Source organism: Paraburkholderia unamae (genome assembly GCF_003268775.1).
In the GTDB taxonomy this organism is placed as follows: Bacteria; Pseudomonadota; Gammaproteobacteria; order Burkholderiales; family Burkholderiaceae; genus Paraburkholderia; species Paraburkholderia unamae.
Genome location: NZ_QLSU01000014.1, coordinates 80,663 through 103,890, shown reverse-complemented (window position 1 = coordinate 103,890; position 23,228 = coordinate 80,663). Strand labels below are relative to the sequence as shown.

Sequence of the window (23,228 nt, the reverse complement as noted above, 5' to 3'; positions counted from 1 at the left end):
CCGCGCGCGAAGCACCGTGCAACAGCACACGGGCCTCGCGCGCTTGAGCTCTCGCGCGCCTCGCGCAACTCACCCTCCACTGCTCGCGCGCTCGCGTAGTCCGGCATGCGATGGCGGCCGCATCGTCGCCGCCAACGGCGCAATCCCGCCACATTCTTCCCATACGGGTATACGAGAGCACAAGCCAGGTCGCGCTCACCGCGCAATTATTGTATTGTTGCATACCATATCTATTCATATTTATTCGCCGCCGCCAGCGGTGCGCGACACCCTGGGAACCGTTACATGACCCGTACAATCTCCGTCGGCATCATCGGGGCAAGTCCGGACCGCGGCTGGGCCGCGGTTGCGCACATCCCCGCGCTCAAGTCGATCCCCGACTTCGCCCTCACCGCGGTTTCGACGACCCGCGCGAGCACGGCCGCCGAATCCGCGCGCCAGTTCGGCGTTGCGCACGCGTTCGACAATCATCACGATCTCGTGACCTGCCCCGACGTCGATCTCGTCGTGGTCGCCGTGAAGGTGCCGCACCATTACGAGCTCGTGAGCGCCGCGCTCGAAGCGGGCAAGGCCGTCTATTGCGAATGGCCGCTTGGCAATGGTCTCGCCGAAACCGCGGAACTGGCCGAACTGGCGCGTCGCAAAGGCCTGCATGCCGTGGTCGGTTTGCAGGCGCGCAGCGCGCCCGCCATCAATTATGTGCGCGACCTGATCCAGCAAGGCTACGTAGGCGAGGTGCTGTCCACCACCCTGATCGGCTCCGGCATGAACTGGGGGCCGGTCATGGAGCAGCCCAACGCCTACACCGGCGATATCCGCAACGGCGCGACCATGCTGACGATTCCGCTTGGCCATACCGTGGATGCGCTCTGCCACGTGCTGGGCGAAATCACCGAAGTCACGGCAACCGCGGCGAACCGCAACACGCGCTTCACCGTGGCCGAAACCGGCGAGGTGCTGCCGATGACCGCTCATGACCAGCTTTGCGTGACGGGCCTTCTCGGCAACGGCGCGGCGCTCGCCATTCACTATCGCGGCGGCGTCTCGCGCGGCACCAATCTGCTGTGGGAAATCAACGGCAGCGAAGGCGATATCCAGATCGTCTCGAACGGCGGCCACGCGCAAATGTTCGAGCTTTCGGTACTCGGCGCACGCGGCGGAGAAACGGCATTGCAAGCGCTGCCTGTCCCCGGGCGCTACCGCTGGGCGCCGCCGCAACCCGCGCCGGGATTCTCCTTCAATGTCGCGCAGGCCTATGTCCGGCTCGCGCAAGACCTGCGCGACGGCACGCGGCTTTGTCCCACCTTCGACGACGCCGTGATCCGGCACAAGCTGCTGCACGCCATCGAAACCGCCGCGCGCACGGGCGAGCGGCAGCGGGTGAATTGAACGACGCAAGCACTCAAGACATGGCGGGGCGAGCAGCGCCCCAAGGTAACAAGGACAACAAGGAGAACTGAATGAGTCGCACAGCATTGGTAGTCGGCGCGGCCGGCGGCATGGGCACCGAAGTGGTGAAGCAACTGGTGCAGCAGGGTTACGCCGTCACCGCGACAGTTTTGAACGACAACGAGGCCGCGCACCTGCGCGCAAGCGCACCGGGCGTGAGCCGCACGCTCAAGCTCGATCTGGCCGACGCCGATCGCGTGCTCGACGACCTCAAGGCGCTTGCCCTGCCGTCGCTCGACGCGGTCGCGGTCTGCGCGGCGGTCGGCCCGACCGGGCCGCTCGAAATCGCCTCGCTCGCGGGCCTGCGCCGCACGCTCGAAATCAACACCGTGGCGGCTGCGGCGATCTTCCAGGCCTGCATGCCCGCGTTGCGCGCCGCCAAGGGCCGCCTCGTGCTCATCAGCTCGTTCGCCGGCAAGGTCGGCCTGCCGTTTCTCGGCCACTACGTCGCGTCAAAGCACGCGCTGGAGGGCATGGCCGACGTGATGCGCCGCGAAGCCAAGGCCGATGGCGTGGAAGTCGTCCTGATCGAGCCGGGCGGCGTGAAGACACCCATGGTCACGGGGCAACTCGAGAGCGTGGCGCGCGATCGTGCGGCGCTCTCGCCCGAACACGCGGCACGCTTTGGCGCGTTCTACGACGGGTTTCTCGCCGTGGCGAACAAGTCATGGGACACGATGCTCGACCCTTCCGTGATCGCCGACACCGTGCTGGCCGCGCTGCAAGCGGATTCGCCGCAGATTCGCTACCCCGTGGGCAACGACTCGCGTTTCCTTTGCGAAGTCGCGCGCAAGACCGACCCGGAAATCGAAGCCATCGTGGCGAGCTTCATGGGCGGCGAGGCGTGACGTGCATGGCGCGCATGCCGCGCGCCCGGCTATCTCTTTCCCATGCACGAAAGGCACGGTCATGAAAAAGGCGCTGCTCATCTATTACACGTTCACGGGCGAGGCGCAGCGCGTGGTGGAACTGGCTTCGGGCGAACTCGCCCTTGCCGGCTACGAAGTCGCCACGGCGCGGGTCGATTTCGCCGACCCATCGTTGCGCCTGCAACGACCGCTTTCGCCTGCCGACGTCAAGCGCTGGACGCGAGCGGCGGCAGCGGGGGCGCGCCTGCCCGTCGTCGTGGAGCCGGAGCAGGCGCTTGGCGCGCGCTATGACCTGATCTGCCTCGTCTCCAACACGTGGCAGCACCATCCGTGCGTGCCGATCTGGTCGCTGCTCGCGCGCGCCGAGATGCGCGCCGCGCTACAGGCCACGGCGTTCGCGGTCTATGTGGTGTGCCGGCGCTCGTCGAAAAGGAATCTCGCGCTTATTCGCGAGGAGGCCGAGCAGCACGGCGGGCGCTTCGTCGGCGGTGAGCGTTTCGAGCACCACGGCAGCAATGTGGGAAGCCTGATTCGCACCATCACCTACCTGATGTCCTCCGGCGAGAGAATCGCGCGCTTTGTCGGCCTGCGCCTGCCCTTGCCGCCCTATGGTCTGTCCGAAGTCGCGCGGCAGCGCGTGGCGCGCTTCACGCGCCTCGTCGTTGCCCGCGTGTGAACCCGGAGAACCCTTCGATGTGGAAACAAAGCGCTCACGCGGGCTGCGCGCTCGCCTTCAGCGAGATCACGCCCGAGGACGATTTCCTTCATCCCGTGGCGCCCGATGCGCCCTTCACCAGCATTGAAACGAATCTCTACGGATTCAACATTCCGCACGAGGACATTCAGTGCAATATCTATCTGCTCTGGCATCCCGTGCTCAACACGATGTCGGCGCATATATTCGTTTATCAGGGTGCGCGCATTCTGCGCCATCAACTCGCCGCCGACTATTTCGTCGAGCATCAATATCTGCCCGCCGTCGCCGATATCCGCGACTATCGCCTGCAAATGGGCTCCTGCGAAATGCGGCTGCGAATCGACAAGCCGCTCGACCGTATCTCGATCGAAGTCGACGATCCGGCACGCGCATTCGCCCTGCGCCTGAACTATGAAGCCGCGTTGCCACCGGTGGGGCGGCCAGGCGGCAAGCACTTCACGCAGCTCATGAAAACGCGCGGCGAACTCACGCTCGACGCGAAGCGCCATGTGATCGACGGCTTCTATGTGCGCGACCGTTCGTGGGGTTATGCGCGCCCCGAGCAACCGGAACGCACGCCGCCCTACCGCTGGATCACAGGCTGGTTCGGCGCCGACTGCGCTTTCGTGCTCGCTTGGCTCGATACCGGCTTGCTGGAGAGCGAGGCATTCGGGCCGGGCTGGCACCAGAGCGTAGAAGGCCCCGACAGCCAAGGCACCAACAAGTGGGAGTCCGGCGGTCCCACGCCCAGCCTGAACCTGCGTAGCGGCTGGTTCGCGGTGAACGGCGAGCCTCGGCCCGTCGTGCGCATCGACGTGCGCACGCAGATCGACAACGAGAGCCTGGTCGTCAAGGCCATCGAAATCGATATCGAAGACGCATGCGGCGACGTCCACCACGTAGTGGGCGAAACGGTCTCGATGATTCCCAAGATGTACTGGCAGAACCTGCTCGTCCATATGCATTGCATGCGCTTGCGCTACGACGGACGGCGCGGTGAAGGCGATCTCATGGACACCTGGTCCAATTTCCATATTCGCGAGGTGCAGGCGCGCTGAGGCCGCCGCGCGCTCCGCCTCACGCAAACGGTCTGTGCGCGCCAGATGCGCGCCGCCGTTGCGACCACCGACGAGGAATGCAATGACCGATAGCATCGAACAGTGGTTCACCGGCAAGGTCGCCCTGGTGACAGGCGCGGGTGACGGCATCGGGCGCGCGGCCGCCCTGCTTTTCGCGCGGCGCGGCGCGAGCGTCGTCGTCACCGACGTGCGCCGCGAACGCGCCGACGAAACGGCCGCCCTGATCGCCGAACTGGGCAAACCCGCGATTGCGCTGGATGGCGACGTCACGCACGACCAGGTCGTGGCCGACTTCGTGCGCGGCACGCTCGCGCGTTTCGGCCGCCTCGATTGCGCGTTCAATAACGCGGGCGTCGCGCTCTCCGGCGACGGCGAATGGCGCGAGGAAACCACGCGCAAAACCTTCGAAGTGAATCTCTTCGGCGTGATGGCGTGCCTGCGCCACGAAATTCCCGCGATGCTCGCCAACGGCGGCGGCGCGATCGTCAATACCGCGTCGCTCGCGGGCTTCATTGCCTCGCGAACCTCGTTTCAACCCGCTTATACCGCGAGCAAGCATGCCGTCATCGGCGCGACGAAGTCGGCCGCGCTCCAGTATGCGCGGCAGAACCTTCGCGTCAACGCGCTGTGCCCCGGCGTCACGCGCACGGCGATGATCGAAGGAATCATGCAGACGTCGCCCCAGGTGCGCGAGATGCTCGAAAACCACTCGCCCATGGGACGCCTCGCCACGCCGGACGAAATGGCCGAAGCGGCCATCTGGCTCTGTTCGGACAAGGCGAGCTTCGTGAACGGCCATGCGCTCGTCGTCGACGGCGGCAGCCTCGCCGAATAGACGCACATTCATCGAATTCACTGAACCGGAAAGGACATGACCATCATGGGACGAGTCAGCGGAAAGACCGCACTGGTCACGGGTGCGGCGCGCGGGCTGGGCGCCGCCTTTGCACGCAGGTTGATCGCGGAGGGCGCGAGCGTCGTCCTATGCGACGTGCTGGACGAGGCCGGTGAGGCGCTCGCTCACGAACTCGGCGAGCGCGCACGCTTCGTTCACCACGACGTCACTCGCACGCAAGCATGGGAGCACAGCGTGGCGCTCGCCGAAGCGCAGTTCGGGCCGGTCAACGTGCTCGTGAACAACGCGGGCGTGCTCGGCGTGGTCGCCCCCATCGAGCAGCTCAGCGAAGAGGACGTGCGCAACGTCATCTCCGTGAACCAGATCGGCACCTTCCTCGGCATGCAGGCCGTGCTGCCCTCCATGCGCCGCGCGGGCGGCGGCTCGATCATCAACGTGTCGTCGACGAGCGGATTGCGCGGCGTGCCTTGCACGCTCGCCTACACCGCTTCCAAATTCGCCGTATGCGGCATGACCAAGGTCGCCGCGCTCGAACTGGCGCAGTACGGCATACGCGTGAATTCGCTGCACCCCGGCCCGTTTCGCACCCACATGACCGCGGGCGACTCCGATTCGCTCCAGCAGATTCTTTCGGTGGTACCCGCCGGCCGGGTAGGCGAACCCGACGAACTTTCGCACATGATGCTTTTGCTCGCCTCCGACGACATGCGCTTCGCCACGGGCGCGGAGTATGTCGTCGATGGCGGACTGACTTGCCGCTAACGCGCGCGTTTCTCTCAAACCAATCCAATGGAGACACACATGGACAATCTATCAGGCAAGGTGGCGGTCGTGCTCGGCGCGTCGGCCGAGGGCGGCACCGGCTGGGGCATCGCGGAAGGACTCGCGGCGGCGGGCGCCAAGGTCGTGGTCGCCGCGCGCAGCCTCGCGCCGCTCAAGCGGCTCGCCGAGAAGATCGGCGGCACCGCCATTGCGTGCGACGGCGGCGACGAAGCGCAGATCACGGCGCTGCGCGACGAAACGCTCAAGCGCTACGGCAGGATCGATATCGCGGTCAACTCGGCGGCCACGCCCACCATGAGCATGATCGCCAACGCCACGCCCGCCATCATGCAGCAGGCCGTGCAGGTGAACCTGTTCGGCATGACTTACTTCGTGCGCGACATGGCCGAAGCGATGACCGACGGCGGATCGATCGTGCTGATCTCCTCGATGAGCGCGACCCACCCCATCGCCCCGCATTTCTCCTATGCATGCGCGAAGGCCGGCACCGAATGCCTCGTGCGCTACGCGGCGATCGAATATGGCCCGAAGCGCGTGCGCGTGAACGGCATTCGCATCGCCACGGTCATGTCCGAGATGGCGCGCGACCTCTACAACACGCCTGGCGTGGGCGAGCGCTTCGTGCGCGAGGTGCCGCTCGGCAGGCTCGGCGAGCCCGACGACATGGCCGACGCGGTGCGCTGGCTCGCGGGCGCGACCTACGTGACCGGAACCGTTCTGGACGTGAGCGGCGGCAACCAGCTCACGCGCTTTCCCTACCTGGAGGAGCTGCCGGGCTCGGAAAGCGCCTATGAAGGCGCAGGCGCGCTTTACGACCGCGAACACTGCCGAGGCTTCGCAACCGGCAAGGCGTGAGCGCGTCGCGCACTGCGGAGTTTTAGCGTGCCTTGTCGCGCGGCAATCGATCAGCAAATTAAACAGGAATGCAGATTATGAATGTCCTATTGTTTGGGGCCACGGGCTATATCGGCAAGCATGTCGCCGCGCGCCTGCTGGCGACGGGCCACAGCGTCACCGGCTTTATCCGCAACGCCTCTAGCGCCGCCGCGCTCGAAGCGGCCGGCCTCGTCACGCTACAGGGCGACCTGAGCGACGACGCCCTGCTCGCCACGCTCGGGCGCGAGCACGACGCCATCGTCTGGGCCGCCCAGTTGATGCTCGAAGACGAGCGCCATGTCGTCTCCACGCTGCTCGCCAATTTCGAGGGCACGGACAAGCCGTTCCTCTTCACGGGCGGCACGAGCCTGCTTTCCGAGCGCACCAATGGCGACTGGAGCGAAAACAACTATGCCGAGGACGAGGCTTTTCCGCCGCGCCGCCAGATCGCGCCGCGCCTCGATATCGAGAACATGGTGCGCGCGCATGCGCAGCGCGGCGTGCGCGCCATCTGCATCCGGCCGCCGCTGGTGTGGGGACATGGCGGCAGCAAGGTGATCGCCGATCTGTACCATTCCGCCTCGAAAACCGGCGCCGTGTGCTACGTGGGGCGCGGGCTCAACGTCTATTCGAACGTTCACGTCGATGACCTGGCAGAGGTGTACCGGCTCGCGCTGGAAAAAGGCGTGGCGGGTGCCCTTTACCATGCCGTTTCAGGCGAAGCGAGCTACCGTTCGCTTGCGCAGCAGATTGCGCGGCATCTGAACGTGGCGACACGCAGCGTCACCGTGAGCGAAGCCGCCGAGATCTGGGACAAGTTCATGGGGCCGATCGTGTTCTCGTCGTGCAGCCGCACGCGCTCGCCGCGCGCGCGCGCCGAACTCGGCTGGACGCCGCAAGACACCCGTCTCGACATTTTCGAGGACTGCGTGGCCCCCGCCTATCGCGACGCCATGGGCGAACGCGCCCTGCCGGCCTGGGTTCGCGCACCGGCCTGACGCAAGAAAAAAGCCGCGCCTTTAAAGGCGCGGCGGGTTCATCGTAGGTCCGGCGCGTGCGTCACGCTTCGGTCTTGACGTCGAAGTACGTGTGATAGCGCTTGAAGAGTTCGCGTTCCTCGCTGAGATGGCCTTGCGCGTCCACGTTGTATTTGTGCGCGGGCCGGCTTTCGCGCGGGTTCGCTTCCAGATACGCCTGCATGGCGTTTCGCGCCGTATCGCTCAGGTCGATGCCCATTTGACCGTAAGCGCGCTCGACCTGGCCGACCGGATCGGCAATGAAATCGCCGTACTGCATATGGTGCACGCGCTCGCGCGGAATCGCCCCGCTTTCGATTTCGTCAATGACCTTGTCGAACAGCCCTGCCAAACCGCGCGGATTGGTGAGTTGCGCCACCGCCTGCTCGGGCATCGGACGGTCGCTGCGCGTCCAGATGATCGTGCCGATCAGGCTCGTGACCGACGACATCGTCTTCACAGGGTCGCGGTGTATCCAGAGCAGTTGCGCATTCGGGAACGCCGCGAAGAAGTCGGGCAGCACCCGCAGCGCGTCGGGGCTTTTCAGCAGCCAGCGCTTGCGCGGATTCTTCCATTGCAGCACCTTGAGCACGCGCCTGGCATAGTCGAAAGCAGGCTTATGGCTTGGCCGCGCATAGATGTACTGGTCGTAGCTCGGCGTGAAGCCGCAAAAGATCATCCACGCGGGGCTCTGGAAACTCGCCGCTTCAAGCTGGATCAATTCGGTCGGCATGGCGCCGCCGAACTCGTGAATCGACGTCAGTTCCGGCGTCACGCGGTTCCATTGCGTCATTCGCGCGTGCGCCAGATCGATGCGCGGGTCGCTATGGTAGGTGGCCGCCTCCGGCGCCGGGCACGGAAAGAGCGCTTCCCAGTGGGTTGGCGTGCCGTTGTCGGGGTCGAGTGCCATGAGGTTCTGTAGCGCCGAGGTGCCGCTGCGCCCGGAGCCTGTGACCAGCACCGGCGGCGCGAGCACGACGTCGTCGATCTCGGGGTGCTGCTTGTACAGTGCCTCGACACGCAAGCGCAACTCCAGATACATCAAGAGGTCGCTGCGCGAGAGGATGCGGCCCATCAGGTTCAGATCCGCCTCCTCGTCGAGCGAGCGCACGTAGATCTGAAATGGTTCGAGCCAGTCGTCGCCGCCAAAGTCGTCAAGCCCGGTATTTCGCTTCGCATGACTGATCAATGAATCGGCATCCAGCGGAATAATGCCGCGCAGGTCCAGATGCCGCCCCTCCTCGTTGATGCGCTGCACCCATTCGGGCCTCGGCGGCGGCGTCCACGATTTCACGCGATAGTTGTTGTCACTCACAGTTATCTCCTCCTCCGCCCCCTTGCGGGGGCGCAATAATAAATTATTCGCCGTACAGCTTCAGCATGGCCTGACGACGCCGTTCCATGGCGGCCTCGCGCTCCTGGGCGCTCACGCGCTTCGTGCCGGCGGGCAACAGGCGCTCCAGCTCCGCGAACTTCACGAGCCGCGACGTCGGCACCGGGCTGCTCGTCGCGCGATAGTTGCGGAACACCACCGTGCCTTCCACGCGACCGCACGGATCGAGCCAGTTGTTCACGCCGGGGTCGCGCAGCGACACCACGATGCGCAGCTTGCCGTCGCCATCCACGGTCGATTCCCAGTTGTTGAGGCTGCTTTGGCGCGAACTGAAATTCAGCGAGCGCGACCACACATCGCCGAGCTGGAACGACCAGTACACGCCGTTTGGCACCTGGTCCATTTCGATCACGAGTGCCTCGTCGTCCTTCAATTCGAAAACGCCCATCGCATAGTTCGAGGTGGGGCTGCCCACCTGGCTCGTCACGGTGCCCGGCAGCAGGCCCATGACGTTCTTCTTGCCGCCCGCCTGCGCGAAATACATGTCGTACAGGTTCACGTTGAAGTCGTGCGTGAGGTAACGCACGAACAAGGTGGCGCGCCGGATGCGCGCGGCCATGGTGGCTTCGTCGAACTCGTCGCCGTCGTAGTGGTCTTGCGGCAACTCGCTGATCCGTTCGAGGCTGAGTTCGCCCGGATCGCCGTCCCAGCGCGGCAGCGCCCGGCGGATCAACATGAACTGGAACCCGATCTCGGGATTGAGGCGAATCCAGTTGCCGTCATGCCGCTGCGGGCTCAGGATCACTTCGAAGCGCCCGTCGTCGTCCACCTTGAAGTCGGCCCAGTCGTAATTGCCGTCCACCTTGACGTCCGGCTCGCCGAACAGGCCGTTGAGCGTTTGCAGCAGAAAGAGCGATATGTCTCCCATGCGCCCTTTCAACCGGTAAGTCTGCGCACCGTCCACGAACGCCACGCCGTACAGAAAGTCCTGCCCGTTCTGGCCGAGCGTGTACATGTCGGTGGACCAGCCGCAATTCACGAAGATGCGCGGATGCAGCATGCGCGGCGCAATCGCGAAGTTGTACGCCATTGCCTGCATTTCCATCAGCGTGTGATAAGCCTTGGCGCGATGCTGCGGCGTTTGCTGAAAGCGCGGGGTTGCCTCCATCTGCTGGCGCATTTCATCGAGCGCTGCGTGGTAAGCGAACCACGCCTCGTTCAACTGCGGGCTTGCCGTAATCTGTGAAGCTGTCATGTCGTTTCCTCCGGTTGATATGATGTCGTGGCGCGCGCCAGGCGCATGCGCTCACTTGTCGTTGACGAGAATGCCGAACTGCTTCAGGTGCGCGATGATCGCCTCGCTGGCCTGCTCGACGGTAAGCGCCGTGGTGTCGATGCGGATTTCCGGGGTTTCCGGCGCTTCATACGGCGAGGAAATGCCCGTGAAGTTCGTCAGCTCGCCGCGGCGCGCCTTCTTGTAGAGTCCCTTGGGATCGCGCCGCTCCGCCACTTCAATGGGCGTATCGACGAAGATTTCGATGAATTCCCCGGCCGCGAGCAGACTGCGCGCCATCTCGCGCTCCGCCCTGAATGGCGAGATGAACGCGGTGAGCACGATCAGGCCCGCATCGACCATCAGGCGGCCGATCTCGCCCACGCGCCGGATATTCTCGACACGGTCGGCCGTCGTGAATCCCAGGTCCTTGTTGATGCCGTGCCGGATATTGTCGCCGTCGAGCAAATAGGTATGGCGGCCCATGGTTAGCAGGCGCTTTTCCAGCGCGTTGGCGATGGACGATTTGCCCGCGCCAGAAAGTCCCGTGAACCACAGCACGCAGGACTTTTGCCCCTTGATCGCGCTGCGCGACGCCTTCTCCACTTCCATGGGCTGCAAATGGATGTTCTTCGAGCGGCGCAGCGCGAAGTGCAGCATGCCCGCGCCCACCGTGTGATTGCTCAGGCGATCGACGAGGATATAGCCGCCCGTGTCGCGATTCTCGCGATAGGCGTCGAACGGAATCTGCTGGTCCACGCTGATGTTGCATACGCCGATGGTATTGAGCGTGAGCTGGCGCGAGGCCAGGTGTTCCATCGAATTGACGTCGACCTGGTACTTGATGTCCGTGACCTGAACGTTGACCGTGCGATTGCCTCGCTTCATCAGATACGTGCGCCCCGGCAGCATGGGCTCGTCGTGCATCCAGACGATCGTCGTCTCGAACTGGTCCGCGCATTCGGGCGGGGCGTCCGAGCAGGCGATCACGTCGCCGCGCGAGCAGTCCACTTCGTCGGCCAGTGTGACCGTGACGGACTGGCCGGCCACGGCGCGCTCCATGTCGCCGTCGGCGGTCACGATGCGGGCGATGGTGCTGGTGCGCCCCGAGGGCAACACGCGCACCGCGTCGCCCGCCTTGACGATGCCGCTCGAAATCGTGCCCGCGAAGCCGCGGAAGTCGAGATTCGGGCGGTTGACCCACTGCACCGGCAGGCGGAACGGCGCTTTCTGCAAATGCTCCTCGTCCACGGGCACGGTTTCGAGGTAGCCCATCAGCGTGGTGCCGCGATACCACGGCGTGTTCTCGCTGGGCCCGGTGATGTTGTCGCCCTTGAAAGCCGACATCGGAATGTAGGTGATGGCGTCGAAGCCGAGATGACTCGCGAAGGCCGCATACTCCTCGCATAGCGAACGAAATACCTTCTCCGAGTAATCGACGAGGTCCATCTTGTTGATCGCGACGACGACTTTGCGAATCCCGATCAGCGAGACGAGATAGCTATGGCGGCGGGTTTGCGTGAGGATGCCCTTGCGCGCGTCCACCATCAGCACCGCCACGTCGGCCGTGGAGGCGCCGGTCACCATGTTGCGCGTGTATTGCTCGTGGCCCGGCGTGTCCGCGACGATGAACTTGCGCCGGTCCGTCGAGAAGAAGCGGTACGCCACGTCGATGGTGATGCCCTGCTCGCGTTCCGCCGCGAGGCCGTCCACGAGCAGCGCGAAGTCGAGTTGCTCGCCCTGGGTGCCCATCTTGCGCGAGTCCGCTTCGAGCGCCGCAAGCTGGTCCTCGAACAGCATCTTCGATTCGTAGAGCAGCCGCCCGATCAGCGTGCTCTTGCCGTCGTCTACGCTGCCGCAGGTGATGAAGCGCAACAGGCTCTTGTGTTCATGGGACTTCAGATAGGCGCCGATATCGGACGCAATGAGTTCGGATACGTGTGACATCAGAAATACCCCTCCTGCTTCTTTTTCTCCATCGACCCCGCCGAATCGTGATCGATCAGCCGGCCCTGACGCTCCGAGGTTTTCGTGAGCAACATTTCCTGAATCACGGCCTCGAGCGTGTCGGCCTCCGATTCGATCGCCGCCGTGAGCGGATAGCAGCCGAGCGTGCGAAAGCGGACCTTGCGCAGCATGGGTACTTCGCCTTCACGCAGCGGCATGCGCTCGTCGTCGACCATGATGAGCATGCCGTCGCGCTCCACCACCGGGCGCGCCTGCGCCAGGTAGAGCGGCGGGATCGGAATGTTCTGCAAGTAGATGTATTGCCAGATGTCCAGCTCGGTCCAGTTCGACAACGGAAACACGCGCATGCTCTCGCCCTTGTGCTTGCGTGCGTTGAACACTTTCCAGAGTTCGGGGCGTTGCGCCTTCGGGTCCCAGCGGTGGCTTGCGGAGCGAAACGAGAAGATCCGCTCCTTCGCGCGCGACTTCTCCTCGTCGCGCCGCGCGCCGCCAAGCGCCGCGTCGAAGCCGTATTTTTCTAGCGCCTGCTTGAGCGCCTCCGTCTTCATGATCTGCGTATGAATCGCCGAGCCGTGCGTGAACGGATTGATGCCTTGCGCAAGACCCTCGGGGTTCGTATGCACGATGAGGTTCATGCCCAGATCGCGCGACATGCGATCGCGGTGCTCGTACATGGCGCGGAACTTCCACGTCGTATCCACGTGCAGCAGCGGAAATGGCGGCACGGCCGGATAGAACGCTTTCATGGCAAGGTGCAGCATGACGGCGCTGTCCTTGCCGATCGAATAGAGCATCACGGGGTTTTCGGCCTCCGCGACCACCTCGCGCATGATGTGAATGCTCTCGGCTTCGAGCCGTTGAAGATGAGTCAGTGTCATAGTCGTCGATTTCCTCCCACTGGTTATGGTTGGATATCGTATGCTTGCATCCGACAACGCCGACTGAGCAATTAGATATTTGACTTGCGCGGCGAAAGGGTCCGCGCAGCGAAACTGCAACGGCGCCGGTGCCACAGGGCGCGCCGGCGCCACGAGTACGCTGTCGGCCAAGCTTTGCGGCAGGTGAAAGGCCAGAATGCGTTCGGCCCGGTCCGCGAGCCAGTGCGTGAGCGCGGCGGCGCGGTGCCACTGCATGCCGTCGAACAGCACGAACGCCTTGTGCTGCGTCGTGCGAATCAGACGGTCGAGGAATTCGATCAGGATCGGCGCGCGCAATACGCCTTCGTAGGCGAGCCACATCTGCTTGCCGCGATTGCTCACGGCCCGCACGGCGGCCCCTTGCGCACCGCCTGGCAAGTGCAGCGCGAGTTCATCGACCCACAGTATGTCCGCACCTTCCGCATGGGCGCGCGCGGCGATGCCCGGATAGATCGTTGCATGCCAGCGCCGCAAGGGCTCGCTTGCGCGCTCGCGCCGCTCGTGCGGCTTCTCTACCGCGAGCCCCCAGCGGGCGAGATAATTGGTCATGCTGCGCGCGCCCAACTCCAGCGCGAAGCGCTCGCGCAATACGTGGCGTGCAACAGTGGCGTCCCATAGCGCAGCGCCAGCGCCCGCCTGTTCGGGCGTATGCGTGAGCATCAACCGCACGAATTGCGCTTCCGCCGTCGCGTCGATGCATCGACCGTCTCCCGGCATACGACCGCGCGGCCTGACCTTGACCGCCGGCCAGCCGCCCATGAGGAATGCGCGGTGCGCCGCCACGATGGTCGGCGTGCTGAGGCCCGTGGCTAGACGTACCTCGCGTAGCGTCGCGCCCGCCAGGCGCAGCCGGACCGCCTCCGTGCGTTTGTGATTGAGCTCATCGAGCGTCAGGGCTGAGCGTTCGGGCGTATCCATGCGCGATTTGTATCGCATGCATATCTTATTGTAAATATCAATTTTCCCGGTATTGCGGCCCGCGGGACGGCTAGCATACAAGGCATACTCACAAGACGAAGGAAACCGCAGCCCATGTGCCCCGACCCGCAACAATTGTGTGAAGAGATCGCCGCCGTCGCCCGCGAGGCGGGCAAAGTCATTCTCGACGTCTACGCCACGGACTTCACCGTGGACAACAAGGCCGACGCGTCGCCCGTCACGCTCGCCGACGAACGCGCGGAAGCCGTGATCCTGGCCGGCCTCGCGCGCATCGCGCCGGACATTCCCGCCATTTCGGAAGAAGCGGCGTCAGCGGGGCGGATTCCCGACGTGACCGATCGCTTCTGGCTCGTCGATCCGCTCGACGGCACCAAGGAGTTCATCGGCCGCAACGGCGAGTTCACGGTCAACATCGCGCTGGTGGAGCATGGCGAGCCTGTGCTGGGCGTCGTTTTCGCGCCGGCGCTCGACCGGCTGTTCGCGGGTGTGGTGGGCGCGGGCGCCTATGTCGAGGAAAAGGGCGTGCGTAGCGCCATTACGTGCCGGCGCGCGCCGCTCGAAGGCTGCACGGTGGTGTCGAGCCGCTCGCACGGCAGCGAGGCGCCGCTCGCCGACTTCCTGGCGGGCCGCCGCGTGGCGCGCTCGGTATTTGCCGGCTCATCGCTCAAGCTGTGCTTGATCGCCGCCTGCGAGGCCGACATTTATCCGCGCTTCGGGCGCACCATGGAATGGGACATCGCCGCCGGTCATGCCGTGGTGCGCGCGGCGGGCGGCCATGTGCGCACGCTCGAAGGCAGCGAACTGCGCTACGCCAAGCCGGGGCTCGACAATCCGCATTTTGTCGCGAGCGGTCTGGATTGAAGCGGGAAGGCGGGGGCGGGGCCGATCGGCGCCCTCCCCTTTGTCAACGCCGGTTAGCGCTTGAAAAGCGGCAACAAGCCGAATGAAACGTCGTCGCCGCCGCAGCCCGATTCGCCAAGCGACGCAAGGAAGTCGCGCTGCGCGGGATCGAGCGGATTCTCGCGCGAGAAGTCCCACACCAGCGTGCGATGCGCGATCTTCCATACGTTCGCGCGACGTTCATAGCAGTCCAGATAGCGCCCGCCGATCACCACCTCCTTCGCATCGGGCGCCTTCGTGCGGTGATATGCCACGAAATACAACTCGCCTTGCGCGTGATCCCCGTCCAGCCGGTACGACGTGTTCATGATGTAGTGTGCCGTGACCTCGAACGGCGCCATGACTTCGGGCTGCCAGTCGGCGAATGCGGCGGCGGCGCCCTTGAACATCACACCGTGGTCGTCAACGGCGTCCTCGTGATAGACGCTCAGAAGCAGCGCGCGATCGCGCCGGTCAATGGCGCGCGCGTAGCGCACGGCGAGTTCGTAAAGCGCGTCCTTGTCGAGCAGCGCCTGGAGTTGCGCGTCGCGCGGCGCGGCGGCGTGCTCGCCTTGAGCCTGGGCTGTCGGGGTCGTCGTGCTCATCATGCGCGCTCGTCGATCAGCGCCTGCGCGCCGCGAATGAAATGGGGAATATGCGCCACCGGCAGAATGGCAAGCTTGAGGTCGGCCGCGTGGCCGGTGGAGAACAGCGTGGACAGGAGATTCGCGCCCGTGGCGTTGCGCGCATAGGCCCATACCTTGAAGAAGCGCATCGTTGCGTCATCAACGGGTTCGCCGCCGCCTTCGATATAGCGCTGCATGAGTTGCGCCCAGTCGAGTGAGCCGCCCACCGTCACGCTCACATAGCCGAGTTCCTCGGCCGGATCGCCCACGTGCGCGAACTCCCAGTCGAGCACGGCCGAAAGCCGGTCGTCATCGAACAGGAAGTTGTGAAAGCCAATGTCGCCATGCAACAGCGAAGGCCGGCCGGCGCGCATCGGCACGTTGTCTAGCAGCCAGCCGTAAATGGCGGTGAGCGCGGGTGAAGGCGTGTGCTCCGTCTTCAGGTAAAGCTCGTACCAGCTACGAATGTAGAGTGCGGTGCATTCGCCGCGCGACAGGTTCCAGCGTTGCGTGCAGATCGATTCGGTGAGATCGCCCAACTCGGTCAGCGGCTGCATGGTGTGCAACTGCGCCATCACGTCGGCAAGCGACGAAGCGAGGCTCGCGGGCACCTGGCTGCGCGCGCCGAAGAAGTTGCCGGGCAGCTTGCCCGGCGAGCGGCGCATCACGATGAAGTCTCCGCCCGGCAGCAGCCGGTGCGCCGTATCGAGCCACACCGCGTCGGGCGCCGGGAATCCGCGTGCGTGCGCGGCCTTGATCACCGGGAATTCATCACGGATCAAATGGCAGTCGTTTGCAACCGACGGTTTGGAACCGATATCCCTTCGCATGACGAACGATCCCGACAATGCCTTGCCTTCGACATCGAACAGCACCGTTTGCTTGCCATAACCGCCCGCGAGCGGCTGAAACGCGCTGACCCGAAGCCCCGGTTCATCGAAGCGGTCCTGCAAATAGGCGCTCAGGTTTTCTCGCGTGATTTCCGTGCTCTGGCCGGTGCTCGCCGCCTCATCGCCCTGCCCGGTATGCGCGAGCAAATAGGCCGACTCCCACGCGGCCAGCTCGCGAGCGAGTGCGGCCTTGACGCTCGCCGGCAGCGCGGCCTGCGCATTGACGCTCGCCACGACGGCCTGCAATCGAACCAGTGCGTCGCGCCACGCGTTCTCGCAAGCCGGCAGCGCGTGCCCCCCGTCCTTCATTGCGAGCAGGCTCGCGCGAATCGCCGCCAGCTCCTCCACGGCTTGCGGTGCCGCAGCGCGCAGTGTGTCCTGCATGCGCGCGAGCACGGCGTCGAGTTGAGCGGCGCGCGCATGCAGCGCCGCCACGCCCCCCGTCTCGCGATTGAACAGCAATTGCAGCGCGTTCGCGATGGACATGGCAGCGGAACCATCCACGCTGCTGTCCGCGATATACGCCTGGAGTTTCGCGAACTCCTCGTTCAACGCGGTCCAGATACGATTGGCCGGAATCAGCATTGTCTCCCCCACTTATTAGTTCGCTAGCATATTATCATGATGGTGGATGATCGTGGGGCGACCCGGCGGCCAGCGCCGCGTTCGCAAGCACGTCGCGCCTGAGCACCACCGGCGCGCCCCCAAGGCGCTTGCGCACCATCCACTGCGCGAGCGCGGAGTCCATCTGGTCGGCGTGTCCAGGAAACCAGCGCGCAAGCTCCCGCGCGAGCGGGCGGACATAGGTGCAATCGCCCTGGGCCACGAGCGCACGCACCTCCAGCACGGAGGCCATCACCTTGTCGTGTTCCTCGATGTGGCACTGGCGCGCAGGAAACCGGCTCGCCTCCATCCAGTCGCGCTCCTCTCCGAAGTGGCGGCGCGCGTGGTCGATCAATGCATCGAGCGCCGCAGGCGCGAGCGCATCGTTTGCGCTCAGCAGGGCGTCCACACACTCTACGAATTCGTGGTGGGTCGCGTCCATCGGCTGATACCCGAGGAGGTAAGCATCTGTCCAGCCGAATCCGGAATCGTCACTCATGCGATTCATCCCCAGCGTTGATGTTCGATCGAAGGAAAGACTTCGGGGGACATTGCCGCCCCGCAAATCGATCCTTTAAATATATTATTTGTGCATACGGAAATAGTCGAGCAAGAGGTCTCGCGACAACGAAGGGCGGAAAGCGGCGGCACGGAATTCGCGGTTTACCCGTATCTATCCATGGCTGATCACGTCTTGACAGTCAATCGTCTCACTCACATACTTCGCATCATAGTTCGTATGCTAGATGACGATATAGGTACAATCATATCCGGGTTCGCCCTCGCCCGGCGCGAACCGCACGTATGCCAAGGGTCTTTTCGAAACCAGCCGCTTCATCGCGAAGCCAAAAGCCTATGAGACAAGCAGCACAACCTATCGGCGATCTCGACGCCATGCTCTGGATGGCCGACTATCCGTCACGCGGTGCGATGCGGTTTCCTGACCGGCTGGCCATCGTCGCCGACCAGGGCACGCTGACTTATGCGCAGCTCGATCGCGCGAGCGACCGGTTCGGCGCCTGGCTCCAGGAGCGCGGCATCGGCGCCGGTGCGCGCGTGGCCTACCTCGGCAAGAACAGTGAGTTGTTCTTTCCCGTTTTCTTCGCCTGCCTGCGCACCGGCGTGACCCTCGTGCCGATCAACTGGCGCTGCGCGCCGGGCGAGATCGCTTTCATTCTCGACGATTCGCAAAGCCGGTTGCTCATCCACGACGAAGAGTTTCGGGGCACGATCGACGCGGCGCTCACGCAGATCCCGCAGCAACCGGCGCTCTTGCCCACGCGCGCAAGCGATGCCGAGTCGCTGCAAAACGTGCTGCGCTCGACCACAGCTGTGGACGAGACCGCGCGCCGCGGCGCGCCCGACGCCTGCGCCATGCTGATGTACACGAGCGGCACGACCGGGCGCTCCAAAGGCGTCATGCTCTCGCACCGGGCGCTGTCCCTCTCGCGCCATGTCGAAGTGGGCTCGCCGCACTGGACCGACTGGAACGACGACGACATCATTCTCTCGCCCATGCCCAACTTCCACGTGGGCGGACTCTCGTGGATGCTGATCGGGCTGATGCGCTCGCTGACCTGCATCCTCACCGCGGACGCCTCGCCCGCCAACCTGTTGCGGCTCGCGCGCGCGCATGGCGTGACGCGCACGTTCATGGTGCCGACCGTCGTGCGCATGCTGCTCGAACAAATCGGTCCGCAAGCGCCCGCGCCCCGGCTCAAGACGGTGTACTACGGCGCCTCGACCATGGACGCGACGCTGCTCGCGCGGTGCATCGAAACGTTCGGCTGCGCGTTCGGCCAGTATTTCGGCATGACGGAGAACTGCGGCACGGTCACGTTCCTGCCGCCGTGCGATCACGACGTCAACCGGCCACATCTGCTGCGCTCGGTGGGCAAGCCGCTGCCGGGCATGCTTGTCGATATCCGCGACTCGCACGGCCAGTCGCAGGCCGCAGGCGCCCCCGGCGAGATCTGGATTCAGTCGCCCACGCTGATGTCGGGCTACTGGCATCGTCCGGACGCGACAGCCGAAGCGCTGATCGACGGCTGGTACCGCACCGGCGACGGCGGCTACCTGGACGACCAGGGGTATCTCTTTCTCACCGACCGCATCAAGGACATGATTATTTCCGGCGGCGAGAACGTCTATCCCGCCGAAGTCGAACAGGTGCTGCGCCAGCATCCCGCGGTACGCGATGTAGCCGTGGTGGGCGCGCCCGATGCGACCTGGGGTGAAATCGTCGTGGCGGTAGTCGAATGGCATACCGGACAGCAGGCGAGCCTTGCGGAGTTGCGCGCGTTCGCGGCCCAGCGGATTGCGGGCTACAAGCTGCCCAAGGCGCTGGAGGACATGGCCGCGCTGCCGCGCACCGCGACCGGCAAGATTCAACGGGTCGAGGTGCGCAAGCAGATCCGGGCGAAGCTGGCCGGCGCCAGCGAGCCCGCGGGCGCAAACGCCGGCGGCAACCCTTGATTGCGTGTCTTGACTCGAACCAAATGGTATTCTAGTCTACGGTATTTACCCGAAATAAAGTGCGCCGGGCGCTGCCGGCGCGCTGCTTTTGAACCCAGTGACCGAGGAAAACCGTATGAAAAACACCGCAGCAAAGAAAGACGCGCCCACGAGTGCCGCGGCTGCCGGTCGTCAATCCGCGAGGGCGTCCGCGCGGGTGCCTGACGAAGAGAACTGGGATCAACGCCTCGGTTTTGTGATGCACGATGTATCGCGCCTGCGGCGTATCGTCTTCGACGAATTCATGAAGCCGCTCGGCATCACGCGCTCGCAGTGGTGGGTGATCGCCTACCTCTCGCGCCACGACGGCATGATCCAGAGCGATCTCGCCAACGTGCTGGAGCTCGGCAAGGCCGCCCTGGGCGGCCTGATCGACCGCCTCGAAGTCTCGGGCTTCACCGAGCGCCGCCCGGACGACACCGACCGGCGCGTCAAGCGCGTGTATCTGACCACGGCCGGCAACCAGCTCGTGCGCCAGATGCGCCTGAAGAACCACGAAATGAACGAGCTGATTCTCGCGGGCCTCGACCGTGAGCAGCGGGTGCAACTCGCCGCCATGCTCCAGCTCGTGCGCAAGAATCTGCTGTCGCTCAAGCATGAAAGCGACGTCGACGACACCGAGGAGCTGACGAGCTTCGAACTCGACCACTGATACCACGGCGCCTCGCAATCCATGCGCCGCGCCCCGCTGCGCATGCCCTGAATGGCGAGCCTGAACGGCTTCGGTTCGAGGCGCCTTCTCCCCTCTCCCGCATCGCGGGCGCCACGTCCGTGGCGACTCCCCGCAATCCCCGCTCCATTTGCCTCGCACCTTGACGCTGCCACGCGCGTGGCCGCGCCGCGTTAACGCGCCTTCATTGCCGCCGCTCCCTTCGCCGGCTATCCGCACCGTTGTCCCACGAATGCCTTGACTCGATTCGGTATGGTCAAGTATCGTATTCATGCATACCATATAATCGGATAACCTTGAAGGGCACAATGTGATGACTTCGACCTATGGGATTACCGGCTTCGGCGGCTACATTCCGAGGCTCAGGATGCAGCGCGCGGCGATTGCCGCCGCGCATGGCTGGATGGCGCCGTCGCTGCGGTCGCTGGGCAAGGGCCAGCGTGCCTTCGGCAGTTGGGACGAGGACAGCGTGACGATGGCGGTCGAAGCTGCGCGCGACGCGCTCGGCGAGCGCGCGCGCACCGACCTCTCGGCGCTCTGGCTAAGCTCCTGCACGATGCCGTTCGCCGATTTGCAGAACAGCGCGATCGTTGCGGGCGCACTGAATCTGCCGGCCCACGTTCAAACCCTCGACTGCGCCCACTCGCAGCGCGCCGCCACCTCGGCGCTGCTGTCGGCCTTGCGCGCCGCGCAGGGCAACCTGCTGCTCGTGGCGAGCGATCGTCCGCGCGGCAAGGCCGCCAGCACGCAGGAAATCGCGAGCGGCGCCGGTGCGGCGGCGCTCACGCTCGGCAGCGAAGGGGTCATCGCGAATCTGCTCGGCGCGGCGAGCGTGACGAAGCTGTTCGTCGATCACTTCCGCCCCGCCGGCGCGGACTACGACTACGTCTGGGAAGAGCGCTGGATTCGCGACGAAGGTTATATGAAGCTCGTGCCCGACGCGGCGCGCGCGGCGTTGTCGCAAGCGGGCGTCGATCCTTCCGAGGTCAGCCATTTCGTGATGCCCGCGCCGTTCAAGGGCATTGCAAGCGCACTGGCCAAAAAGCTGGAAATTCCGGCCAGCGCGGAAGCCGACAACCTCGACGCAAACTGCGGCTACACGGGCAGCACGCATGCGTTGCTGATGCTCGCGCACGTCCTCGAAAAGGCCGCGCCCGGCGAGGTGATCCTGCTGGTCGGCTTTGGCCAGGGATGCGACGCGCTCGTGTTGCGCGCGACCGATGCGATCCGCGAGTTCGCGCCGCGCCGCGGCGTGAGCGGCGCGCTTGCCGATGCGCAATCGCACGACGCCTATCTTCGTTTGCTCTCCTACGAAGGCGGTCTCGACGCGGAATGGGGCATGCGCGCCGAAAAGAACGCCAAGACGGCGCTCACCGAACAATACCGTTCGAGCGATCAGCTCGCGAGCTTCGTGGCAGGCCAATGCCGTTGCTGCAACACGGTGCAGTTCCCGCAACTGCCCTACTGCGTGACGCCGGGCTGCAATGCGCCGCGCGGCAAGCTCGAACCGGTTTCGCTCGCCGACGCAAGCGCCTCCATGCTCACGCATACCGCCGACTGGCTCTCCTATCACCCTGCTCCGCCGCTCTACGTCGGCTTCGTGCAATTCGAGAACGGCGCGCGCCTGCTCATGGAAGTGGTCGACGTGGGCCAGGCCGGGCTCGATGTCGGCACGCCGCTGCGCATGGTGTTTCGCATCAAGGAAATGGACAAGGTGCGCGGCTACCCGCGCTACTTCTGGAAAGCCACGCCGATTCAGGCGTAATCGAGGAAATACCATGGCAACTGGCATCAAGGACAAGGTCGCAATACTGGGCATGGGTTGCTCGCGCTTTGGCGAGCGCTGGGACGCGGGCACGCCCGCGCTGCTCGCGGAGGCTTTCGAGGAAGCGCTCACCGACGCCGGCATCGAGCGCAGCCAGATCGACGCCGCCTGGTTCGGCTCGTGCATGGACGCGGTCAATATCGGCAACTCCGCGATTCCGGCTTCGATGGCGCTGCGACTGGACGGCATTCCCGTGAGCCGCGTCGAAAACATGTGCGCGACGGGCACCGAGGCGCTGCGCGGCGCGGTGTACGCCGTGGCGTCGGGCGCGGCCGACATCGCCCTTGCGGTGGGCGCGGAAAAACTCAAGGACACGGGCTACGGCGGCCTGCCGCCGCCGTTCAAGGGCACGTTCAACGACATGTGGATGCCGCTCGGCTCGGCGCCGGCCGGCTTCGCGCAGCTTGCGGCGGGCTATCGCTCGCGGCACGGCATATCGAAGGAGGATCTCAAGCGCGCCATCGCCCACGTCTCGTGGAAAAGCCACGAAAACGGCGTGCTGAGCCCCAAGGCGCATATCCGCAAGCGCGTGAGCATCGAGCAGATCCTCGCCGCGCCGATGATCGCGGACCCGCTCGGCCTGTTCGACTGCTGCGGCGTGAGCGACGGCGCGGCCGCCGCCATCGTCACGACACCGGAAATCGCGCGCGCGATGGGCCGCCGCGACATGGTGACCGTCAAGGCGATTCAGCTCGCCATCGGCTCGGGCGTCGAAACGGCCACCACGCAATGGGACGGCAGCTATGTGCGCACCACGCGCGAAGCCGCGAAGCGCGCCTATGCCGAAGCGGGCATCACCGACCCGCGCAAGCAGCTAAGCCTCATGGAAGTGCACGACTGCTTCTCGATCACCGAACTGGTGACGATGGAAGACCTGTTCGTCTCGCCCGAAGGCCGCGCGGTTCACGACGTGCTCGACGGCTTCTACGACCGCACCGGCGGCGGCGTGCCCTGCCAGGTGGACGGCGGGCTCAAGTGCTTTGGACACCCTATCGGCGCGTCGGGTTTGCGCATGGCCTACGAGGTCTACAACCAGTTGCTCGGGCGGGCCGGGGAAAGACAGCTCGCGAATCCGAGCATCGGGCTCACGCACAACCTCGGCGGGGTTCCCTACCTCGGCATCGCGGCGATCTCGGTGCTCGGCCTGCATAGCTGATCCCCGCCGC

General features: G+C 65.0%; 20 protein-coding genes. 13 read left to right on the top strand and 7 right to left on the bottom strand.

The features are described from left to right. The first annotated feature begins 285 nt into the window (after window positions 1-285). The 8 genes from C7401_RS23085 to C7401_RS23050 all read left to right on the top strand — a co-directional run bounded on the left by C7401_RS23085 (window position 286) and on the right by C7401_RS23050 (window position 7,607). Window positions 286-1,389 (top strand): Gfo/Idh/MocA family protein, encoded by a 1,104-nt coding sequence (locus C7401_RS23085; RefSeq protein WP_112173725.1) that lies wholly within the window; start codon window positions 286-288, stop codon window positions 1,387-1,389. Between the two features lie 71 nt (window positions 1,390-1,460). Further along, window positions 1,461-2,297, top strand: a complete 837-nt coding sequence (locus C7401_RS23080) for an SDR family NAD(P)-dependent oxidoreductase (protein ID WP_112173724.1) — start codon at window positions 1,461-1,463, stop codon at window positions 2,295-2,297. 61 nt (window positions 2,298-2,358) lie between these two features. Continuing rightward, window positions 2,359-2,994, top strand: a complete 636-nt coding sequence (locus tag C7401_RS23075; RefSeq protein WP_112173723.1) for a flavodoxin family protein — start codon at window positions 2,359-2,361, stop codon at window positions 2,992-2,994. A 17-nt stretch (window positions 2,995-3,011) separates the two neighbouring features. Then, window positions 3,012-4,073, top strand: a complete 1,062-nt coding sequence (locus tag C7401_RS23070; RefSeq protein WP_112173722.1) for a DUF7064 domain-containing protein — start codon at window positions 3,012-3,014, stop codon at window positions 4,071-4,073. A gap of 82 nt (window positions 4,074-4,155) precedes the next feature. Beyond that, window positions 4,156-4,929 (top strand): glucose 1-dehydrogenase, encoded by a 774-nt coding sequence (locus tag C7401_RS23065; protein WP_181565658.1) that lies wholly within the window; start codon window positions 4,156-4,158, stop codon window positions 4,927-4,929. 45 nt (window positions 4,930-4,974) lie between these two features. After that, window positions 4,975-5,712, top strand: coding sequence for a glucose 1-dehydrogenase (locus tag C7401_RS23060; RefSeq protein WP_112173841.1), 738 nt, complete (start codon window positions 4,975-4,977; stop codon window positions 5,710-5,712). Between the two features lie 39 nt (window positions 5,713-5,751). Next, window positions 5,752-6,588 carry an SDR family NAD(P)-dependent oxidoreductase gene (locus tag C7401_RS23055; RefSeq protein WP_112173721.1) on the top strand — a complete coding sequence of 279 codons (837 nt, stop codon included), beginning with the start codon at window positions 5,752-5,754 and terminating at the stop codon, window positions 6,586-6,588. 77 nt (window positions 6,589-6,665) lie between these two features. Further along, entirely contained in the window at window positions 6,666-7,607 is a 942-nt protein-coding gene (locus C7401_RS23050; protein ID WP_165842033.1) for an NAD-dependent epimerase/dehydratase family protein, read from the top strand. 61 nt (window positions 7,608-7,668) lie between these two features. Here the strand turns inward: C7401_RS23050 and C7401_RS23045 are convergent, their stop codons facing one another. The 4 genes from C7401_RS23045 to cysD are packed head-to-tail and all read right to left on the bottom strand — an operon-like array spanning window position 7,669 to window position 13,104. Continuing rightward, window positions 7,669-8,940 carry a sulfotransferase family protein gene (locus C7401_RS23045; RefSeq protein ID WP_112173719.1) on the bottom strand — a complete coding sequence of 424 codons (1,272 nt, stop codon included), beginning with the start codon at window positions 8,938-8,940 and terminating at the stop codon, window positions 7,669-7,671. A 43-nt stretch (window positions 8,941-8,983) separates the two neighbouring features. Next, window positions 8,984-10,213 (bottom strand): DUF1214 domain-containing protein, encoded by a 1,230-nt coding sequence (locus C7401_RS23040; protein ID WP_112173718.1) that lies wholly within the window; start codon window positions 10,211-10,213, stop codon window positions 8,984-8,986. 51 nt (window positions 10,214-10,264) lie between these two features. Beyond that, window positions 10,265-12,178, bottom strand: coding sequence for a sulfate adenylyltransferase subunit CysN (gene cysN, locus C7401_RS23035; protein ID WP_112173717.1), 1,914 nt, complete (start codon window positions 12,176-12,178; stop codon window positions 10,265-10,267). Continuing rightward, complete coding sequence (gene cysD, locus C7401_RS45345) at window positions 12,178-13,104, bottom strand: sulfate adenylyltransferase subunit CysD (RefSeq protein WP_373864454.1); 927 nt, start codon at window positions 13,102-13,104, stop codon at window positions 12,178-12,180. The genes cysN and cysD overlap by 1 nt, the downstream gene beginning before the upstream one ends. A gap of 1,044 nt (window positions 13,105-14,148) precedes the next feature. Here cysD and cysQ point away from each other — a divergent pair. Next, window positions 14,149-14,916: a 3'(2'),5'-bisphosphate nucleotidase CysQ gene (gene cysQ / locus C7401_RS23025; protein WP_112173715.1), complete on the top strand. Its 768-nt coding sequence runs from the start codon at window positions 14,149-14,151 to the stop codon at window positions 14,914-14,916. A gap of 53 nt (window positions 14,917-14,969) precedes the next feature. Here cysQ and C7401_RS23020 read toward each other — a convergent pair whose 3' ends face one another. The 3 genes from C7401_RS23020 to C7401_RS23010 are packed head-to-tail and all read right to left on the bottom strand — an operon-like array spanning window position 14,970 to window position 17,552. Beyond that, window positions 14,970-15,542 (bottom strand): nuclear transport factor 2 family protein, encoded by a 573-nt coding sequence (locus C7401_RS23020; RefSeq protein ID WP_220092839.1) that lies wholly within the window; start codon window positions 15,540-15,542, stop codon window positions 14,970-14,972. Then, the gene (locus C7401_RS23015) at window positions 15,539-17,035 is read right to left on the bottom strand and encodes a phosphotransferase family protein (RefSeq protein ID WP_112173713.1); all 1,497 of its coding nucleotides are present in this window, start codon (window positions 17,033-17,035) and stop codon (window positions 15,539-15,541) included. The genes C7401_RS23020 and C7401_RS23015 overlap by 4 nt, the downstream gene beginning before the upstream one ends. Before the next feature lie 34 nt (window positions 17,036-17,069). Further along, window positions 17,070-17,552, bottom strand: a complete 483-nt coding sequence (locus tag C7401_RS23010) for a hemerythrin domain-containing protein (protein ID WP_112173840.1) — start codon at window positions 17,550-17,552, stop codon at window positions 17,070-17,072. A 356-nt stretch (window positions 17,553-17,908) separates the two neighbouring features. On the opposite strand from C7401_RS23010, the gene C7401_RS23005 reads away from it, so the two are divergent. From C7401_RS23005 to C7401_RS22990, 4 genes are all read left to right on the top strand, one after another. Then, complete coding sequence (locus tag C7401_RS23005) at window positions 17,909-19,528, top strand: long-chain-fatty-acid--CoA ligase (protein WP_112173712.1); 1,620 nt, start codon at window positions 17,909-17,911, stop codon at window positions 19,526-19,528. A gap of 115 nt (window positions 19,529-19,643) precedes the next feature. After that, complete coding sequence (locus C7401_RS23000) at window positions 19,644-20,219, top strand: MarR family winged helix-turn-helix transcriptional regulator (RefSeq protein WP_112173711.1); 576 nt, start codon at window positions 19,644-19,646, stop codon at window positions 20,217-20,219. A 331-nt stretch (window positions 20,220-20,550) separates the two neighbouring features. Beyond that, entirely contained in the window at window positions 20,551-22,002 is a 1,452-nt protein-coding gene (locus tag C7401_RS22995; RefSeq protein ID WP_112173710.1) for a hydroxymethylglutaryl-CoA synthase family protein, read from the top strand. A gap of 13 nt (window positions 22,003-22,015) precedes the next feature. Continuing rightward, entirely contained in the window at window positions 22,016-23,218 is a 1,203-nt protein-coding gene (locus C7401_RS22990) for an acetyl-CoA acetyltransferase (RefSeq protein WP_112173709.1), read from the top strand. Window positions 23,219-23,228: the final 10 nt, after the last annotated feature.

What these genes read in the sequence shown, in the direction of transcription:
- cysN (WP_112173717.1), bottom strand. Translation starts at nt 12,178, where the DNA reads ATGTCACACGTATCCGAACTCATTGCGTCCGATATCGGCGCCTATCTG.
- C7401_RS23075 (WP_112173723.1), top strand. Translation starts at nt 2,359, where the DNA reads ATGAAAAAGGCGCTGCTCATCTATTACACGTTCACGGGCGAGGCGCAG.
- C7401_RS23005 (WP_112173712.1), top strand. Translation starts at nt 17,909, where the DNA reads ATGAGACAAGCAGCACAACCTATCGGCGATCTCGACGCCATGCTCTGG.
- C7401_RS23015 (WP_112173713.1), bottom strand. Translation starts at nt 17,035, where the DNA reads ATGCTGATTCCGGCCAATCGTATCTGGACCGCGTTGAACGAGGAGTTC.
- C7401_RS23040 (WP_112173718.1), bottom strand. Translation starts at nt 10,213, where the DNA reads ATGACAGCTTCACAGATTACGGCAAGCCCGCAGTTGAACGAGGCGTGG.
- cysQ (WP_112173715.1), top strand. Translation starts at nt 14,149, where the DNA reads ATGTGCCCCGACCCGCAACAATTGTGTGAAGAGATCGCCGCCGTCGCC.
- C7401_RS22990 (WP_112173709.1), top strand. Translation starts at nt 22,016, where the DNA reads ATGGCAACTGGCATCAAGGACAAGGTCGCAATACTGGGCATGGGTTGC.
- C7401_RS23000 (WP_112173711.1), top strand. Translation starts at nt 19,644, where the DNA reads ATGAAAAACACCGCAGCAAAGAAAGACGCGCCCACGAGTGCCGCGGCT.
- C7401_RS23020 (WP_220092839.1), bottom strand. Translation starts at nt 15,542, where the DNA reads ATGATGAGCACGACGACCCCGACAGCCCAGGCTCAAGGCGAGCACGCC.
- C7401_RS23065 (WP_181565658.1), top strand. Translation starts at nt 4,156, where the DNA reads ATGACCGATAGCATCGAACAGTGGTTCACCGGCAAGGTCGCCCTGGTG.
- C7401_RS23080 (WP_112173724.1), top strand. Translation starts at nt 1,461, where the DNA reads ATGAGTCGCACAGCATTGGTAGTCGGCGCGGCCGGCGGCATGGGCACC.
- C7401_RS23060 (WP_112173841.1), top strand. Translation starts at nt 4,975, where the DNA reads ATGGGACGAGTCAGCGGAAAGACCGCACTGGTCACGGGTGCGGCGCGC.
- C7401_RS23085 (WP_112173725.1), top strand. Translation starts at nt 286, where the DNA reads ATGACCCGTACAATCTCCGTCGGCATCATCGGGGCAAGTCCGGACCGC.
- C7401_RS23010 (WP_112173840.1), bottom strand. Translation starts at nt 17,552, where the DNA reads ATGAGTGACGATTCCGGATTCGGCTGGACAGATGCTTACCTCCTCGGG.
- C7401_RS23050 (WP_165842033.1), top strand. Translation starts at nt 6,666, where the DNA reads ATGAATGTCCTATTGTTTGGGGCCACGGGCTATATCGGCAAGCATGTC.
- C7401_RS22995 (WP_112173710.1), top strand. Translation starts at nt 20,551, where the DNA reads ATGACTTCGACCTATGGGATTACCGGCTTCGGCGGCTACATTCCGAGG.
- C7401_RS23055 (WP_112173721.1), top strand. Translation starts at nt 5,752, where the DNA reads ATGGACAATCTATCAGGCAAGGTGGCGGTCGTGCTCGGCGCGTCGGCC.
- C7401_RS23070 (WP_112173722.1), top strand. Translation starts at nt 3,012, where the DNA reads ATGTGGAAACAAAGCGCTCACGCGGGCTGCGCGCTCGCCTTCAGCGAG.